Below are 16,777 nucleotides of genomic sequence, written 5' to 3' on the forward strand. Positions count from 1 at the left end.
GTGCTCCTTAAATGTGGTTGCGGATCAGCGTGTCTAAATTGAAACACGCACGGCGGCTCTGCTGATGGCTTAGGGGTTCTTGGCCACGGGTCTTTTGTTTATCGGTAAACCAGACTGTGCCAGCTGCCTTTTGCGAGCTGCAATTTAAGAAGCCGTCGGAGCAGCTATCGAGCCAGTTTTGAGTAGTTTCGAGCGCGACTTGGTATTGGTAACCCGCGCAGTAACTGTCGCTGTCCCAAATGGCGGAATCAACATCTGAGCCCACCACGACCTCGAAGGGTTTACCCAGCGATGGGCGACCCGCAGTGCCGTAGAGCATAGTGTTGTTGTAGTTTGCCATCCAACCCACTTGCTGTTGTTTCACCGCATTGCTGCCATAGCCTAAGAGCCAGCCTAAGCTGGTTTCGAACACATTACCTTGGTTCACCGCATCGGCCAGCGGCGTACCAGCACTGGATGGGGCGAGGGCGATAACCTTTGAGGTGGCGTTGATCACCGCAGGATAACGGCTGTCCCACGTGGGGTTAGATAAAATCCACCGCACTACGTTGCCACCATTGGAGTGGGTCAGCAGAATTAAGTCGTCGATATTTTTGGCTTGGATAAAGCTATTGAGTTGGGTCGCCAGACAACCTGCGGCGCTTTCTTCCCACATATATTGGTCAAAGTCGCAGTTGATCACTGTGTAATTGTTTGGCACTGGGATACCTTGGCGCACTGAGTTAACAAATTCGGGCGTCCAGTAATCGGCTAAGGCATTGGTCTGGTGACCCGTACCATGGATAAAGGCAACTCCGGTTGCAGCTAATGTCGCTGGGCTGACAGCTAACAGACCCAAGAGCATGAGGGCTTTTTTGATCTTCATGGGTATATCTCGTGTTGTTGGTCTTGTTGATAGTGGCCGCGCAGTCCGTTGCGACTGTTTAGGGCAAATCGGTTAATGCTAAGGATTTGCCGTAATTTAGCGTTAAATCGGCTGACATGGCTCGGGTTATATGCGCCATAGGCGCGGGTTACTCACTTTGGGTAGAACATGATTTAAGGCCTGAATACGACGGGATAGGGTGAATGCGCTAGTTTACGTTGGCAGCCAATGTGATTGCCGTAACTTAGCCATTATCAACAGGACTTAACTCAAGCTTCTTAACCTAGACGCAACATTTTGAGCTGGCAAGTAAAAAAATCACCATATAATTGAATAGCATGGCAGTATTTTAAAGCATACGTTTTAATGTCAATATCGAGGGCGATAAGGTAATGATAAGCAATGACTAATAAATGGTACTGTGTTTTATGGTGTTTGAAATCATGGCTCGATTACGCAAAATAATTTTCTGTGACATTGGCTTTGCGTTTGAGTTAATAGGTTTATCGTTCTGTATATAAAGGTTTTTTGGATAAATCCGCTAAACTTAGCCACTCGCTTTGTGAGATCGACATCAGCTTAGTGCATTTAAAGCGTAAACCGATTAGGCTGAGCTGAGTTAAAGTAGCATCAACGTGATGAATACCCATACTGCCAAGAATGCACGCATTTATGATATGTCAGCTATCAGGTCATTGATTGAAGCATTGATTTAACCATTGATTGAACCACAGATTTGAACCATTGGTTGAATTACTAATAGAAACAGCGATTCAAACAGTGATTGAGCGATGGGCTGAAATACGAGATGCAATGCGACTTGGGCAGGTTTAAAGAGATAAGGGAGAATAAGTTTGGCGATAGAACATAATGAGATGGTGAGCTGCTTAAGTGGATTGCAATGCCGCACTAACTTCACCATAAAAAACATTACCGAATACATGCTCCCAGACACCAAAGAGGCGTTCTATTTACACCTCGACGGTAAATCACCGAACTTGATTATTCGGCCCGCATTTGAGGTTTTTTCTGGCGAACTCGCCACCATTGCAGGCGTGCATGCCAAATACGATTATTTCCACAATGCGGAGATGACTCGTTTTCCAAAGCGTTTGCATAAGAGTCTCACCGAAACCCACTATGGACTAGCCTTTAGCTTTGACACAGTCGAAGCCGTGCAGCAATTTGTCAGCCGTTTAGGTGCCATAGTCAAAGGTGTATAAATTTTAGTCTTGACGCTTTAGGGTTAAATTCCTCAATACCAATGAAAATGAGGAATTTAACTGCTGCCTTTTTACGCGGCGTTTCAGTATATTCATCAATAGATGAATTTTGCTGGAGCCTGCCATGTCGCTTATTCCCGGTCGTCCTAGGGGCGTCGTTCCATTTAGCGCCCAACCTGAATCGCCGCCCATTCTCGGTCGTCCGAAGGGAAACTCAGACGCGCGTCAACGCTTAATAACCGCTGCCTTAAGTCTTTTTAGTCATCGCAGTTATCCTACTGTGTCTACCCGTGAAATCGCCCGCGAAGCCGAGGTCGATGCCGCGCTTATCCGTTACTATTTTGGTTCGAAAGCGGGTTTGTTCGAACAAATGGTGCGAGAAACCCTTGAGCCCGTATTAACCCGCTTACGCGAAATATCCGCGGCTGAAGCGCCGAATAATGTCGGCGAAATCATGCAGACATACTATCGCGTTATGGCGCCCAACCCTGGCTTGCCACGGCTGATTATACGGGTATTGCAGGAGGGCGATGGCTCGGAACCCTATCGAATTATCTTGTCTGTATTTGAGCAAGTGTTAACTCTGTCGCGGCAATGGCTCGAATCCACCTTAGTTAATTCGGGATTATTAAAAGAGGGTGTCGACCCCGATTTAGCACGGCTAAGTTTTGTGAGTCTTATGGTATTTCCGCTTATTGCCCCGCCTGTATTGATGCGTCAGTTCAGCTTTTTTGATGCCGATGCTGCGCTTTTGCAGCGCTTAGCTCTGCACAATATGCAGGTTTTTACGCAGGGACTGTTATGTGAACCAAGGAGCCAGTCATGAGCTCAACGAAAGGTTTGACTATGTTGAATGACCAAGATTTTAGTCGCAATCGTTTCAGTAAAAGCAACTCAAGTAACAACAGGTTAAGTAGCAGCAAGTTAAGCGACAGCAAGTTAAGCAACAGCAAGTTAAGCAACAGAAAGTTAAGAAACAATAAGTTAACTAATCAAACCGCGTTAATTAAAAGAGTCGCGACAGGTGTCGTTTTAGGCTGTTTGCTGCTGCAGTTAGCTGCTTGTACCCAAGAGTCGCCGAGCGTCCTTGGCACAGTCGAGCGTGACAGATTGACACTGACCGCGCCCGTGGGTGAGTTGATTACTCAGGTAAATGTGGTTGAAGGTCAGCAGGTTAAGGCGGGCGAAGTGCTACTCACGCTCGATTCGACCTCGGCCAATGCGCGCCTTACCCTGCGTCAAGCCGAGCTTGAACAGGCCAAGGCTAAACTTTCTGAGGCGGTGACTGGCGCGCGTTTAGAAGATATCGAACGCGCCAAGGCCGTGCTCGACGGGGCAAATGCCAGCGTGAAGGAAGCGCAGCGTGCCTTTGAGCGCACTAACCGTTTGTATGCCACCAAAGTGCTGAGCCAAGCGGATTTAGATACCGCCCGTGCGGCGCGGGATACCAGTTTAGCCAAGCAAGCCGAGGCCGAGCAAAGCTTGCGCCTATTAGAAAATGGCACCCGTAGTGAACAGCTAGAACAAGCTAAAGCCGCGGTGGCCGCCGCCAGCGCCAGTGTCGCCATCGAACAAAAAGCCTTAGCAGACTTAAGCTTAGTGGCGGCGCGTGATGCCGTTGTCGATACGCTACCTTGGCGAGTAGGCGATCGTATTGCTGCGGGTACTCAGTTGATTGGTTTGTTGGCGAGTGAGGATCCCTATGTGCGGGTTTATCTGCCCGCGACTTGGTTAGACAGAGTGAAGGCGGGTGATAGCGTCAATATTCTTGTGGATGGCCGCGAATTACCGATTGCTGGCACAGTGCGTAATATCCGCAGTCAACCCGCTTACACGCCGTTTTATGCGCTTAATGAACGTGATCGAGCGCGGCTGATGTATCTGACTGATATCACCATTTCCGCCGCGGGTCAGGATTTGCCGACTGGCATGGCATTAGCTGTGGAACTCGATGTGCAGCCAAAAGTGCAACAAAAAGTGAAACAGCCATGAGCCACGCCGATTTTGCTATCGAGACCCAAGGCATGACCCGCGCCTTTAGCGGCGTCAATGCGGTGGAAAACCTCGACCTCGCCATTCCCAAGGGAACCATTTATGGATTTCTTGGCCCCAATGGCTGCGGAAAGTCCACATCAATCCGCATGTTGACTGGGCTGCTGAGCCCAACGTCGGGGGAAATCCGCGTCTTGGGTGAAACCTTACCCGGCGCCGAGGAAAAACTGCGTCGCCGCATCGGCTATATGACGCAAAAATTCTCCCTGTACGACAATCTTTCTGTGCGGGAAAACTTAGAGTTTGTCGCGCAAATTTATGGTTTGAACCGCCGAGCCTCAAAGCTGCGGATAGCCGAGTTAGTCACGCTGTACGATTTAGTCGGCCGAGAAAAACAAATGGCAGGCTCCATGAGTGGCGGCCAGAAACAGCGTTTGGCCTTAGCGGCGGCGACCTTGCATCACCCCGAATTGCTGTTTCTCGATGAGCCGACTTCAGCGGTCGATCCCGAGAATCGGCGCGAGTTTTGGGAGCGCTTATTCGATCTCTGCGCCCAAGGCACCACGATTCTTGTGTCGACTCACTATATGGATGAAGCCGAGCGTTGCCACGGTCTGGCGATTTTAGAGCGGGGGATAAAACGCGCCGACGGTTCACCCCAGCAGCTGATGGCGGCGATGGGCGCTCGGGTGGTTGAAATTTCAGGGGATGATTTACGCAATTTAAAACAATCATTGATCAGCGAGTCCGCGGTTTTGTCGGCGGCGCAAATCGGCAGTCGTTTGCGGGTGTTAGTGCGCAGCGATATTGAAGATCCGCTCGCTTGGCTTAAACCTCGGGTTGCCAGCCGGACGATGGAAGAAGTGCGCGCTAGCCTAGAGGATGTGTTTGTCACTTGCACCGGCGAGCGTTTGGCTGGGGTGTCCAAGGGAGAAACTGACCATGTGGCGTAGAATTTTTGCAATTGTCGTCAAAGAGCTGCGGCAATTATCACGGGATCGTATGACCTTTGGCATGATAGTCATGATCCCGCTGGTGCAACTGATGTTGTTTGGTTATGCCATCAATACCGATGCGCGCCATCTGCCCGCGGGGCTGGTGAATTTGAGCGATTCTGCCTACAGCCGCTCATTGGTGCAGGCGGTGGAAGCGACGCAGGTGGTGGATTTCAAACAGCGTTATTTAAGTGCAGCCGAGGCAGAGGCGGCGATCACTCGCGGTGAAGTTAAAGCTGTGCTGTATTTGCCCGCCGATCTTGATGAGCGCTTAGTGCGTCACCCAAGCTTTGCGGGTCAGCAATATTTAGCTCAGCCAGTAGGGCAATGGCTGGTGGACGGTTCTGATACGGTTGTCGCCTCAACCATTCGTAGCCTTAGGCAAATGCCGCTGGATGAAGTCGCAGGGAGAGCGCAAAAAGCCGTGATGCCGAGTTTTGAAGTGGTGCAATATTTCAACCCTGAGCAACGCTCTGTGGTCAATATAGTGCCCGGCCTGCTGGGGGTGATTTTGACTATGACCATGGTGATGTTTACCTCCGCCGCCATAGTGCGTGAGCGCGAGCAGGGCAATATGGAGTTTTTGATCACTACGCCAGTACGGCCGCTGGAGTTGATGCTGGGTAAAATCGTGCCCTATGTGATCGTCGGCTTTGTGCAAGTGACCATTATCCTGAGCGCAGGGCATCTGTTGTTTGATGTGCCGATTCGCGGCGGGATCGATTCCATCGCCCTTGCCGCTATGTTGTTCATTTGCGCCAGTTTAACTTTAGGATTAGTGATTTCGACCATAGCTAAAACCCAGTTGCAATCGATGCAAATGACGGTATTTATCCTGCTGCCATCGATTCTATTGTCGGGGTTTATGTTCCCCTACGAAGCCATGCCCATCGCGGCGCAGTGGATTGCCGAAGCCTTACCCGCAACCCACTTTATGCGCATGTCACGGGCCATAGTGTTGCGCGATGCCCAAGTGATGGATCTGCAATTTGATGCCCTGTGGATGATAGGTTTTACCTGTATCGGGCTATTTATCGCCAGTATGAGATTCTCTAAGCGTCTAGATTAATATTATCATCAGTATGCTGATAGTCGCATGGCAGGCTATCAGCGACAGGAAATGAGGTTGTGCTAGGTTAGGCAGTGAATTATGATGCCGTTTTCCAAATCTAGGGTGAAACGGAGTTCAATTGGATATTCAATGGAAGCCAAAAGCTTGGCTCGCAATATTATTAGGCCTATTTTTTCAGCCGTTTGTATTTTTATACGTTAATCAATTTAAATATTTTATTCGATATTTTATTGGTGCGCTGATTATCGCGGCCGTGGATGTATTTTTACACTCCAATTATTTCCCATTTAAATCGGGGAATATGGCTTGGCTTCAACATATTTACCTCTCTTGGTTATTTATTGTTATTTGTCCCATTCACGGGTTTATAATCGCCCGTCGTTACGATATTACTCAACCCCGCCGCTGGTATGCTCGCTGGTGGATAGTGTTAGCGAGTTACGCTTTGATGATGTTACCGCTGATTGTGTTACGAGGTTTTTTCTTTGAGCCTTTTAGTATTCCGGCCTCTTCCATGAAGCCGACGTTAGCGCCCGGCAATCATGTGTTGGTGAGCAAGTATGGTTTTGGTAACTATCGATATTTAGGTTTTCAACTGGCTAAGTCGACGCCATCGGTAACACCCGCAAGAGGGGATATATTGGTATTTCAATACCCTGCAAACCCGACGATTGACTATGTAAAACGTGTAATTGGTCTACCCGGCGATAGGATTATCTATCGCGACAAAACCATTTTTGTGCAGAAAGCCTGCGATGTATCGAGGGAAGCCTGTGCAGGATTGGGCTCTCAATACGATCTTATCGATAAAACCTTATTACCCGAGTTCAGTACTGAGACTCAAGCCGTTTACCAAGAGTCGCTGGATGATATTCACTATCAGGTATTATTACTCCGCCATCAGAAAGAACTGGTTGATCGCTATTATGTTCAAGAAAACACATTAAGGGGTGAATGGTTAGTTCCCGCTGGTCAGTATTTCGTCTTGGGTGATAACAGAGACAATAGCTTAGATAGTCGATATTTTGGGTTTATTCCTCAAGACTTGATTATTGGTAAAGTGATATATATTTGGTAAGGCTGAGTGCTGATGGGGATAACCTAATACGGGCTTATTGGTGTTATCCCTAATCAAACTGTTGCAAAGCATTTTAGCCAGAGGCTTTATTACCCTCTAGTGCCAAAATAGGTTGAATGTGTATTTTGAGATCCAATTAATAATCCAGAGTTTGATATAGCGCAAACTATAGATAAACAGTCGCGCTAAGCCATTGAAATCGATATTGCTTAATTAGGATATCCCTTACACTACTGCTAGGGCCATTGCCGCCATCATGCTTAGGGAAGGGAATTCATTATGCCTGCAATCATTTGTCATAGCGCGCTCGAAGCCGTTGCATTAATTCAAAGTGGCGAGACGCTGTGGACGCATTCCATGGGCGCCACGCCGCGGATTTTACTCGATGCGTTGGCGCAGCACGCACTCACTAAAGACAATCTCACCTTATTACAGTTACATACCGAAGGCGCTGAATCCTTAAGCCATCCGAGTTTACAGGGGCATTTACGTCATCGATGTTTTTTCGGTGGTCTGCCGACGCGGGCATTATTGCAAAGTGGTGATGCGGATTACGTGCCGATTTTCCTGTCTGAAGTGCCTAAGTTATTTCGCTCCGGCGAGCAAAAAATTGATACTGCGATTATCCAAGTCTCGCCGCCCGATAAGCACGGCATGTGTTCCTTAGGGATCTCGGTCGAAGCCACGCTTGCGGCCTGCCAAGTGGCGGGTAAGATCATCGCCCATATTAATCCTCAAATGCCACGCACCCACGGCGATGGATTTATCCATATCGACCGCTTTGCCGCTGTGTATGAAGAAAGTGCGGCCTTGCCGATCCATTCTTTTGGTACGGGCGATGCCGTGAGTCTGGCGATTGGCAAAAATGTCGCCCAATTGGTACGCGATGGTGATTGCCTGCAGATGGGCATAGGTGCAATCCCCGATGCTGTTTTATCTTGCTTAACCGACCATAAGGATTTGGGCGTTCACACTGAGCTATTTTCTGACGGCATATTACAACTGGTTGAAAAGGGCGTGATTAACAACAGCAAGAAGCGGTTTTATCCGGGGAAATTAGTCACAGGTTTTGCCCTGGGTAGTCAAAAGTTATACGACTATGTTGATGATAATCCTGCGGTTATCTTTATGGACATAGAGCAAGTCAACGACACGTCCATTATCCGTAAAAACCCCAATGTAATGGCAATTAACTCGGCGCTGCAGGTCGACCTTTCTGGCCAAGTGTGCGCCGATTCGATTGGCACTAAAATCTATTCCGGCGTCGGCGGCCAGATGGATTTTATCCGCGGCGCAGGCTTATCCGAAGGCGGTCGCTCTGTGATTGCGTTGCCCAGCACGGCTGCAGGCGGCACGATTTCCCGCATCGCCAGTGTGTTATCACCCGGCGCGGGTGTCGTTACCACTCGGGCTCATGTGCATTATATTGTGACCGAATACGGCGCCGCCAATCTACGCGGTCGTTCACTGCGCGAACGGGCACAAGCGTTGATCGCCATCGCTCACCCAGAATTTAGGGAGCAACTGAGTCGTGATGCCTTCGATGTTTGGGGCTTAAGACTGTAGTTTTTAGGTGTGATCCCTCGTTCTGATCTGTCGCTCAGTCTTCATTGATGGCAAGCATAAACATAAAGAGAGGTAGGCTGGGCGTACTAGATCCCTCGCGCTCAATGTTTTAATATGCCCGCTCGATATTATCTGTTCAGTGTTAATTGAATTGCCTAAAGTATTTTAACGCTTTGATAAGAAAGGACTGAACTGCTAAATAAAAGGATGTTTGTCAATGCTGTACCACTTAGAAGCGACCAATCCACTCGAACAATGTTTTGAAAAGGCATTAAGCAATAATGCGCACGCTGAGGCGTTTTATCAGCAATTGAGCCAAGCAAAACTCTTTATCTTGAGTGAGGGTAGCGAGGATGCGCCGCAGGCGGGTGATGGCGCTATCGCTATCAGCATCAAGCAATGGTATATCCCCTTAGAAGATGGCAGCGATCATCCTTTTACCCCTATTTTTACCTCTCAAATCGCGGTTGATAAAGCCATTGAGCTGATGAAAAGCGAAGGCACTGAGTACCATGGCGTGATGGAACTCGAAGCGGCCACGATTTTTCAGCTGCTATTGCAGTCGGGCAATGATATGGCGCTGAATCCCAACAGTAATATGTCGAAAACCTTAGATGAAGATGAGATCCGCTATATGCTATTACCGGATTTTTCTTTGGTTGAACAAAGGGGCGCACTGGTTATTCTGGGCAAAGTCTTCAGTGAGGAACTGCCCATTTTTGCGAAGTTAAAGGAAATACTCTCAAACTATAAGCGTGTCCAGAAAGCCTATCTTATCGAATCCAACTCGTTGAACTTTGGTAGGAGTTGCACAGATCATGCGCTCTATTTGATGGTGCAGTTTGTCGCTGATGATGCCGATGATTTAAGCCGGATCAAGGCAGATGTGGATAGAATGCAGCGTAAAATGGACCCCAATAGTTGGGAGGTGAAAGTGCATCAAATGCGCGCAGATGTTCAAGACCCCCTCGGACAGTTTTGTGTTGAAAAAGCCGAGCCTTTTTACAGTCAGTCGTTGTTGGCCAAAATGAAGCGCTGGTTTGCCTAATCGTAAATAACAGGCTTATCTTTTTACCTGCTAATTAAATGAGTTAAGACTTATTCGCGCTTTCTGTGGCGATCATCGCTGCGATTTTTTCGTCGCTATTTTAAAGCGAGCCGCCAGCTAAATGGGTTTTAGTCTGGCGTCTGGCAGTGTACTGTTTCTCTTCGCATAACTGCTCAATGTGCTGTTATTTAATGCCTCATTTAAGCAGCTTACTTTTCTGTCACTTTAAATTCTGGCCAGTCATATTCGGCTGAAATACTGGCCAGAATTTCCTTTATTAAGGCGGCACCATTATCGCCGTTGGTCAGCACAACTGCTCCCTGTCCGGTTTGGGTATAACCATATAATTGGCTGCGGAAGCCTTCATTGCCGCCACTATGGCTAAAGCTTATCCGGTCTGGCAGTTGTTCAACAAAAAAGCCAAGGCCGGTTTCACCCAATAGTCGGGTTAACATGGTTTTGGTCATATCCGCTGAGAGTATTTTATTGGACGTTCCCGCCGCTGACTTTTGCACTTCAATGATGACTTTGGCTAAATCCGTCGCCGTCGTCCACAGACCTGCCGCCGCCAGCTCGGGGTTTTGATGCCACAACCCAGTTATTGCAGCGCCATTTTCATTATGTCCTGCTGCGGCATTGCTGCGCGCTTCGGCTGGTAAGGTTTGTGCGAAGAAACTGTGCTGCATATCTAAAGGAGAAAAGAGGGTTTGTTGCAGTAATTGCGGAAAATCCTGTTTGCTGGCCTCAATCATCATCAATTGGGCGATAGTGTAACCACCACCAGAATAGCTCCATTGGGTACCTGGTACGGCTTCGACCCGAATTGCATCGGTATTGGACGGAGCAACACCGTTTAGCACCGCCAATAAGTCGGGCAGAGGCTGGCCATCGGCATAACCTTTAAAGCCATGAACATTGATGCCGCCACTGTGGTTAAGCAATTGTCGTAGGCTGACTTTGTGCTCTTTGGTAAATTCATTGTCAGGCAGTTTCCAGCTGTGCAATTGGTTGTTGATATCACCGTCCAGTTGCAGTTTTCCTTGTTCAACCAGATGCAATGCTGCCATTGCGGTGAGGGATTTACTGATGGATGCGGCCTGAAATAATGTTGTTGGTGTTGTACTTTGCGCATCGTTAGCGCCGTCTTTCCCCGCAATATTGACGCCATAAGCCCGAGCCCATTCAATGCGGCCATTATTGACGACCGCAATACTGACCGCAGGCACCCGATAATATTGCATCCGATCCACAAGGTTCATCTTTTGCGCTGAGGTGCCTTTGGCAACCACTAAGCTGGAAAGCCCGTGCTCGACGCGGCTAATGCTGTCATTTTGCGCCGTGTCATCTTGAGTGGCAGCAGATACTGCGCTCGGATAACAACAGCCGAACACCAATAAAGCCAGCGCATTACGTAGCGGATTTAGCATATTGAGCATGTGATTTTAGTCCTTTATCAAATGTTGAAAATCCTTGGCGAAACAGGGGGCCGGTGTTCGTTTGTCAAAACAGACGGCAGTATTTAGCACGGCGCATCACTGAGTGTGGATTTGTCGCATAACAGTCTGAAACAATCTGATGAACTGAACATATTGGACTGTGGTTACAGTTGCAATATTGCAGGTGTAACTAATGATGACACGCTTTAGTTATTAATAGGTATCCAGTCATTTGCCATTGCGGATGATGCCGCTGCTTTAATTCAACGCGGCGAGACTTTGTGGATTCACTCAATAGACGAACAGGTAGATACGTTGATCTTCATTGTCACTCAGACTTTAGGGGCAAACTGAGTCGTAGTGCTTTTGATGTTTTGGGATAAAGACTTGCCCAAGTTTTTGTTTTAAAAGACTAGTGTCTATACAAATTAAATGCGGTTGCTTCACTCTTGTTATTTTAAGATACAGATTATCCAAGCATTAAAATTTCTACTTAAAGATGCTGTTGGAGCGTCTATGAGTTTTACTGGTAGTGCATTGTCGGGTAATGTTAATTCACTTGCTATAGGTATTTATGAAGAGTTGACAGAGTAATGTTAAAAAATAAAGATGATGAAATTGTTGGTTTTTTTCCAACGAAAAAATGGATAGCTGTTTTTTTAGTGGTAACTATGTTGCTGACTCTAGCTACTGCGATTTCTTGCATTACAGTTTTTTCTATGCACTTAGATGTTGGCCCTGAGTGGATGGTTGGTATTTTATCATTCATGGCCATTCTATTCAGCATGATAAACTTTGGCGTGACAAGAGGATCTTTTGTTTGCTGGAAAGTGCTGGAATACTATGCATTGCTATTATCAATTATCTCAATTCCTTCATTGTTAATGGCAAAAACAGCCGACTTATTGATGTTTTTTTCAATTAACAGTTTGATGCTATTCAGTGCTTTTTACCTCATCAGAAGTCATTCATATCAAAAGTTAGTTCAATATCAATTCGATCATTTCTCCGACATAAAAGAGGCAAAAGAAGCTGTAGAGGAAGAAATGAAGAGAAATAGGAAGCGTCAGAAAAGTCATAATACAAGATAAAATGCTTCGAAGATCCCTTGAAAGAGCACTGTTACCACAGTGACAGTTGGCCTCAGTTATTTCTGAGGCGCTTAAGCTATTTCCCCATGCACTCTGCTAACAGCTTAACGAAAAAGTCGCTGCCTTTGCGTTCGCAAAAGGCAATGTTGCGTTCAGGGATGGTTTCGGGATCTGTGTAGCTGGCGAGAGCGAGTTCCATGCTGGCTTCGCGGATGATGTGCAGGGTTGGATAGGGAGCGCGGTTGGTGAAGTTGGCTGCCCCGTCCTGTGGTTCACCATCGAAACAATAGTCTGGGTGGAAGGTGGCGAGTTGATATGTGCCTTCGTACTCATGCTCGATAAGCGTATCGGTTGCCATGTCGACGAGGTCGAGATAGGCATAAAAGCCCTCAAAACCTCGGGGCAGAATAAACAGTGTGGTTTCGGCTTCGGGGTGGGCGTCGAGGTATTGGCACTCTTCGATTAATGCCTTAAGCACGAGTTTGACTTTGGTTTGTTCCACCACTAGATACCGAATACTGCCGCGCTCGACTTCTTGTCTGGCGAAGGGGCAAATATTGTATTTCATGATCACTTTTTTGACCCAGTTGTCGGTTTGTTCAATGATCATGTCGATTTCGTTCATGGTGGTCGTGACTCGTGCTGACAAAAATTAGGGGGCGATCATAGGGATGATAGACGCCACAAGCAAGACTGCCATCGTGATATTGAAGATCTTCTGTTGGCGCTCATTTTTTAAAATGCGCTTAAGGGCCACGCCAAAACCGAGCCACACAATGGCGCAGGGGAAGGCGACACATAAAAATACTGTCGCGATAGTGATGACCTGTGGGGTTAAATCTTGCTGTACTGATGTGAACGTTGCAATCGCGCCCACCGCCATGATCCAGCCCTTAGGATTCACCCATTGAAACGCCGCAGCTTGGATAAAACTGAAGGGTTTGGCAATGGCTTTGCCTTCCATCTTGCTACTGCTGTTGGCGATAAGCCAAGACAGATACAAAAGGTAACCTATGCCGACGACTTTAATCACTTGATGGATGATAGGATAGCTTTGGAAGAGCGCGCTTAAGCCCAAGCCGATCGCGAGGATCATGGTTGGGAAGCCAAGGCTTATTCCCAGCAGATGCGGAATACTGCGTTTTACGCCGAAGTTAACCCCTGAGGTCATCAGCATAATATTGTTCGGCCCTGGGGTGATCCCCGATGAGAAGGCGAATAGCGCGATAGCGAGTATTAACTCCATAGATAGATCTCACACCTTTCATTTTCGTTGTATGGCATTGTGATTAATGGCGACATTTCGGCTGCGACCGACGCATCTGCTTGCGCAATACTGTGTAGCTAGCAGGCGTTTGATTGCAGCGCAGGCGAGGCATTCTAGCGGTTAAATATTGCCGCGCCTATACGGCATAGCGAGTTTATAAACGAAAAAGAATAACAAAATAGGTTGAAGCACTAAGAGGCTCAATATTGAATGGAGAGTATTAGCGCAGGCTGGTGATTTCCCAGTGATGGCGAGAACATCAATCTATATTGGAATATGCTGATTTAACACTATGATGCATATCAACTTTCAGTTTTAGCAATAGCGACTATCCTTAGACAGAATTTTATAAAATGAGGGAACAGTGCATGATCAATCCGCTGCATAACGCGTTACATCGAGGGCGAAGTGGAGAGCTTAATCGGGGCCTAAGTCGAAGGCAGGATCTAAGCCTAAGTCGAGGACTACATCTAGATATTAGCCGAGTGCTCAATAGATATTTAGCTGTGTTAGTGCTGCTGTTCACGGGCGTTTTAGGTCTTACTGGGTGCGTGACTGTGACGGATAACGCGGCGCAGCCGCTGCGAACCACAGTCGTGATGTCTGGCGATCTCAGTGAATTGCCACCAACTGCCATGACGTACACTTGGCATCCCAAGTTTCAAAAAATTATCACAGACAAGCGCTTAGAGCCCCAGCAAGTGTTGCAGCACATGCAAGATGTACTCAAACAAAGTTTGCAGAATAAGGGATATCGCTGGGTTGAAGATCCACAACTGGCGGATTTTCAGGTCGGGTTTGGCGTCGCCATGGGCACTGAAATGAGTGATGAGCAAATTCTGGCGGTAACAGGCTTGGTTGCTGGGCTTTCGACCGACGGTGTGAACACTAAAAAGTATGACAAAGGCACTGTGGTGATAGCACTGTTTAAGCCGACTAAAATAAAGGGCGGCGGTGACGAGCCCATTTGGCGTGTCCTTGCCCAAGGTTTTGGCAACATTAAAAAGATGGATGAGCTAACCGAAAACTTCGACAGTTTAATTGCCAGCATGGTGGCCAATATACCATCGGTTAATGTGGCACCTTAGTTAGCGTTTTAGTCTTGCTTCGTTTCAGTTCTGGCCTGAGTGAATCAGCATCTTGATAGAAGCATTCGTCAGATAAACGGGATTAGTGTGTAATTGAGCGGCTCGGTCCCACATTTGTGGCGCTAGCTCCCATTTTTGAATGGTGAGGCATGGTATTTTAGTGACAGCCATCTCAATAAAGGGCGCGACAGTGAAAACTGCCGCGCTTTTTCATTTTAACGGGGTAAGTCCCGTTTCGATTTCAGGCTATCAGTCGTGCTCGACGCTGATCTCGTAGGATGAAAACTTACGAATGTTAATCACGCCGGTATCAAATATTAAATACTGACCTTTAATTCCCTGCAAAATCCCGCTCACCACCCCGTTTTTATCGAAGTTGTGGGAAGTGATCTTCTTCGGAAAGGTGTCGATGGGATAATGAATCGGCTGAATCGTTTCATCTAAACGCTCGATACTGTAATCGCCTTTCTGCATGCCGATTTCGTGCAGCTTAGCCTCAATTTGCGGGATCAGTTCTGCGGCTTTCGCATTCAAATCGATATCGTCGGCGTGGCCCTTTAACATGGCTTGCCAATGGGTTTTATCGTTGACCAGTTTCGCCAATTCTACTTCGACCAGACCTGAGAGTTGTCTTGTTGACACTTTAAAAATCGGCAAACCTTGGGTGGCACCTTGGTCAATCCAACGGGTGGGCAGCTGAGTGTGGCGAGTAATGCCGACTTTAACGCCCGATGTATTGGCCAAATACACATAATGCGGCACAAAACAGTGGCTCTGGGCCCACTCGGGTTCGCGGCAAGTGCCTTGGTCGTAATGACAAGTTTCCGGCTTCATGATGCACATATCGCAACTCGCCAGCTTTTGCATACAGACAAAACAGTGGCCCTGCGAGTAACTCTTCTTGCTCTTTTTACCGCAGTTGCAGCAGAAGATATTGCCCGTGTGGGTCAAGGTTAATTGCTTGCCTATCAATGGATTGAGCGGGAGTAACTCATCACCGACAACGAGTTGATATTGCACTTGTTGCGCGTCATCTAACTGTACGCGCATCTTCTTTAGCGTTCCTAACATGGTAATCCTAATGTGTTGCGTTCTGGTGCAGCTTAGTCGCTCATCATGCGGTCTAGTGCACACTTTCGTTATATCGTCATTGCGTGGCCGTCAGTATACAAGATTATCCAAGCCAGTTTAGATAGGAATTCTCGATAAGTGAATCGATAAGCGAGCCGATTAATGCCGTTAATGACCAGAGTCGATTGAATTAGTCGATTGAATGAGCTGATTGAGTGAGTCTTTGTAAACTCTACTCAACTCCATCATCTTAATCAGACTTTTGAGGGTAATGATTTGAGTCTTATGATGAAAACCAGTAAGTTACCCAGCATTACAAATGGAGGTGTACTTATGCGGTTGGTTTTAGTGCTGATGTTCTTCTTTTCAACGGCTGTCTTCGCACAGACGGATAAGACGGTAATTCATTCAGAAATTTTGAATGATGACATCAACTTACAAATCCATTTGCCAGATACCTATGCGCATTCCAACGATTTTAACTATCCGGTATTAATCGTATTAGATGGCTCTACCCAATTTGAGCATGTGGCGGCGAACGTCGGTTTTTTAAGTACTTATGCCATTATTCCGGAAATGATCACCGTTGGCGTGAGTTCGGATCAACGGATGAAGTATTTCACGCCGACTCAAATCGATAAATTTAAAGACAGCTCCGGTGGTGCTGAACAGTTCAGGCAATTTTTAGAGCAAGAGCTGCTCAGTACATTAGGCAAAAAATACCGCACCTCAGATTATCAAATACTCACGGGTCATTCCTTCGCTGGGCTGTTTAGCTGTTATACCCAAGCTACCTGAAGATACGAGTTTCAGAGCGCCAAGGGTGCTTCAATTCAAGGCGCATCAATGACAGAATGTCGGCCACCTTTTAAATTGATGCAACACGGAAGTGGAGTGCCCTTGGCGCTCCGTCCCGGCGGGTTTTAACGCACTTTATGCTGTGTTGGTTATTTTTAACTTAGCCCGCTAGGTCCGCAAATAACCG

The 16,777-nt window shown here is 47.3% G+C and carries 15 protein-coding genes and 1 pseudogene; 11 read left to right on the plus strand and 5 right to left on the minus strand.

The features are described from left to right. Positions 1-7: 7 nt before the first annotated feature. Complete coding sequence (locus BM607_RS02115; RefSeq protein WP_006085294.1) at positions 8-865, minus strand: hypothetical protein; 858 nt, start codon at positions 863-865, stop codon at positions 8-10. A gap of 875 nt (positions 866-1,740) precedes the next feature. Here BM607_RS02115 and BM607_RS02120 point away from each other — a divergent pair. The 8 genes from BM607_RS02120 to BM607_RS02155 all read left to right on the plus strand — a co-directional run bounded on the left by BM607_RS02120 (position 1,741) and on the right by BM607_RS02155 (position 9,839). Continuing rightward, positions 1,741-2,088, plus strand: coding sequence for a hypothetical protein (locus BM607_RS02120; RefSeq protein ID WP_083548591.1), 348 nt, complete (start codon positions 1,741-1,743; stop codon positions 2,086-2,088). A gap of 124 nt (positions 2,089-2,212) precedes the next feature. Next, a complete protein-coding gene (locus tag BM607_RS02125) occupies positions 2,213-2,914 on the plus strand; it encodes a TetR/AcrR family transcriptional regulator (RefSeq protein ID WP_071939044.1) in 702 nt (233 codons plus the stop codon). Further along, on the plus strand, positions 2,911-4,080 hold the full coding sequence (locus tag BM607_RS02130; protein ID WP_071939043.1) for an HlyD family efflux transporter periplasmic adaptor subunit: 1,170 nt from the start codon (positions 2,911-2,913) through the stop codon (positions 4,078-4,080). The genes BM607_RS02125 and BM607_RS02130 overlap by 4 nt, the downstream gene beginning before the upstream one ends. Beyond that, positions 4,077-5,033 carry an ABC transporter ATP-binding protein gene (locus BM607_RS02135; protein ID WP_071939042.1) on the plus strand — a complete coding sequence of 319 codons (957 nt, stop codon included), beginning with the start codon at positions 4,077-4,079 and terminating at the stop codon, positions 5,031-5,033. The genes BM607_RS02130 and BM607_RS02135 overlap by 4 nt, the downstream gene beginning before the upstream one ends. Then, the gene (locus BM607_RS02140) at positions 5,023-6,144 is read left to right on the plus strand and encodes an ABC transporter permease (RefSeq protein WP_006085299.1); all 1,122 of its coding nucleotides are present in this window, start codon (positions 5,023-5,025) and stop codon (positions 6,142-6,144) included. Before BM607_RS02135 ends, BM607_RS02140 begins: the two co-directional genes overlap by 11 nt. A gap of 121 nt (positions 6,145-6,265) precedes the next feature. Further along, the gene (gene lepB / locus BM607_RS02145; RefSeq protein ID WP_071939041.1) at positions 6,266-7,225 is read left to right on the plus strand and encodes a signal peptidase I; all 960 of its coding nucleotides are present in this window, start codon (positions 6,266-6,268) and stop codon (positions 7,223-7,225) included. A 279-nt stretch (positions 7,226-7,504) separates the two neighbouring features. After that, the gene (locus BM607_RS02150) at positions 7,505-8,791 is read left to right on the plus strand and encodes an acetyl-CoA hydrolase/transferase C-terminal domain-containing protein (protein WP_011846403.1); all 1,287 of its coding nucleotides are present in this window, start codon (positions 7,505-7,507) and stop codon (positions 8,789-8,791) included. Between the two features lie 217 nt (positions 8,792-9,008). Beyond that, positions 9,009-9,839, plus strand: coding sequence for an enhanced serine sensitivity protein SseB C-terminal domain-containing protein (locus BM607_RS02155; RefSeq protein ID WP_071939040.1), 831 nt, complete (start codon positions 9,009-9,011; stop codon positions 9,837-9,839). A gap of 209 nt (positions 9,840-10,048) precedes the next feature. Here BM607_RS02155 and BM607_RS02160 read toward each other — a convergent pair whose 3' ends face one another. Next, on the minus strand, positions 10,049-11,275 hold the full coding sequence (locus BM607_RS02160) for a serine hydrolase domain-containing protein (protein ID WP_071939039.1): 1,227 nt from the start codon (positions 11,273-11,275) through the stop codon (positions 10,049-10,051). Positions 11,276-11,868: 593 nt separating this feature from the next. Here BM607_RS02160 and BM607_RS02165 point away from each other — a divergent pair. Next, positions 11,869-12,366 (plus strand): hypothetical protein, encoded by a 498-nt coding sequence (locus BM607_RS02165; RefSeq protein WP_071939038.1) that lies wholly within the window; start codon positions 11,869-11,871, stop codon positions 12,364-12,366. Positions 12,367-12,442: 76 nt separating this feature from the next. On the opposite strand, the gene BM607_RS02170 is transcribed toward BM607_RS02165, so the two are convergent. Both BM607_RS02170 and BM607_RS02175 read right to left on the minus strand, forming a co-directional pair. Beyond that, positions 12,443-12,991, minus strand: coding sequence for a DUF1415 domain-containing protein (locus BM607_RS02170; RefSeq protein WP_071939037.1), 549 nt, complete (start codon positions 12,989-12,991; stop codon positions 12,443-12,445). Positions 12,992-13,018: 27 nt separating this feature from the next. Beyond that, positions 13,019-13,612: a LysE family translocator gene (locus BM607_RS02175; RefSeq protein ID WP_012088771.1), complete on the minus strand. Its 594-nt coding sequence runs from the start codon at positions 13,610-13,612 to the stop codon at positions 13,019-13,021. Between the two features lie 389 nt (positions 13,613-14,001). Here BM607_RS02175 and BM607_RS02180 point away from each other — a divergent pair, with 389 nt between their 5' ends. Further along, positions 14,002-14,721 (plus strand): DUF4136 domain-containing protein, encoded by a 720-nt coding sequence (locus BM607_RS02180; protein WP_071939036.1) that lies wholly within the window; start codon positions 14,002-14,004, stop codon positions 14,719-14,721. A gap of 249 nt (positions 14,722-14,970) precedes the next feature. Here BM607_RS02180 and BM607_RS02185 read toward each other — a convergent pair whose 3' ends face one another. Then, positions 14,971-15,792: a DUF2797 domain-containing protein gene (locus tag BM607_RS02185; RefSeq protein WP_071939035.1), complete on the minus strand. Its 822-nt coding sequence runs from the start codon at positions 15,790-15,792 to the stop codon at positions 14,971-14,973. A 333-nt stretch (positions 15,793-16,125) separates the two neighbouring features. On the opposite strand from BM607_RS02185, the pseudogene BM607_RS02190 reads away from it, so the two are divergent. After that, a pseudogene (locus BM607_RS02190) lies at positions 16,126-16,569 on the plus strand (alpha/beta hydrolase-fold protein); the annotation flags it as partial. Positions 16,570-16,777: the final 208 nt, after the last annotated feature.

Source organism: Shewanella sp. SACH (genome assembly GCF_001887095.2).
GTDB lineage: Bacteria > Pseudomonadota > Gammaproteobacteria > Enterobacterales > Shewanellaceae > Shewanella > Shewanella baltica.

Coding starts and splice junctions, on each gene's coding strand:
- BM607_RS02115 (WP_006085294.1), bottom strand. CDS start 865: ATGAAGATCAAAAAAGCCCTCATGCTCTTGGGTCTGTTAGCTGTCAGC.
- BM607_RS02120 (WP_083548591.1), top strand. CDS start 1,741: ATGGTGAGCTGCTTAAGTGGATTGCAATGCCGCACTAACTTCACCATA.
- BM607_RS02125 (WP_071939044.1), top strand. CDS start 2,213: ATGTCGCTTATTCCCGGTCGTCCTAGGGGCGTCGTTCCATTTAGCGCC.
- BM607_RS02130 (WP_071939043.1), top strand. CDS start 2,911: ATGAGCTCAACGAAAGGTTTGACTATGTTGAATGACCAAGATTTTAGT.
- BM607_RS02135 (WP_071939042.1), top strand. CDS start 4,077: ATGAGCCACGCCGATTTTGCTATCGAGACCCAAGGCATGACCCGCGCC.
- BM607_RS02140 (WP_006085299.1), top strand. CDS start 5,023: ATGTGGCGTAGAATTTTTGCAATTGTCGTCAAAGAGCTGCGGCAATTA.
- BM607_RS02150 (WP_011846403.1), top strand. CDS start 7,505: ATGCCTGCAATCATTTGTCATAGCGCGCTCGAAGCCGTTGCATTAATT.
- BM607_RS02155 (WP_071939040.1), top strand. CDS start 9,009: ATGCTGTACCACTTAGAAGCGACCAATCCACTCGAACAATGTTTTGAA.
- BM607_RS02160 (WP_071939039.1), bottom strand. CDS start 11,275: ATGCTCAATATGCTAAATCCGCTACGTAATGCGCTGGCTTTATTGGTG.
- BM607_RS02165 (WP_071939038.1), top strand. CDS start 11,869: ATGTTAAAAAATAAAGATGATGAAATTGTTGGTTTTTTTCCAACGAAA.
- BM607_RS02170 (WP_071939037.1), bottom strand. CDS start 12,991: ATGAACGAAATCGACATGATCATTGAACAAACCGACAACTGGGTCAAA.
- BM607_RS02175 (WP_012088771.1), bottom strand. CDS start 13,612: ATGGAGTTAATACTCGCTATCGCGCTATTCGCCTTCTCATCGGGGATC.
- BM607_RS02180 (WP_071939036.1), top strand. CDS start 14,002: ATGATCAATCCGCTGCATAACGCGTTACATCGAGGGCGAAGTGGAGAG.
- BM607_RS02185 (WP_071939035.1), bottom strand. CDS start 15,792: ATGTTAGGAACGCTAAAGAAGATGCGCGTACAGTTAGATGACGCGCAA.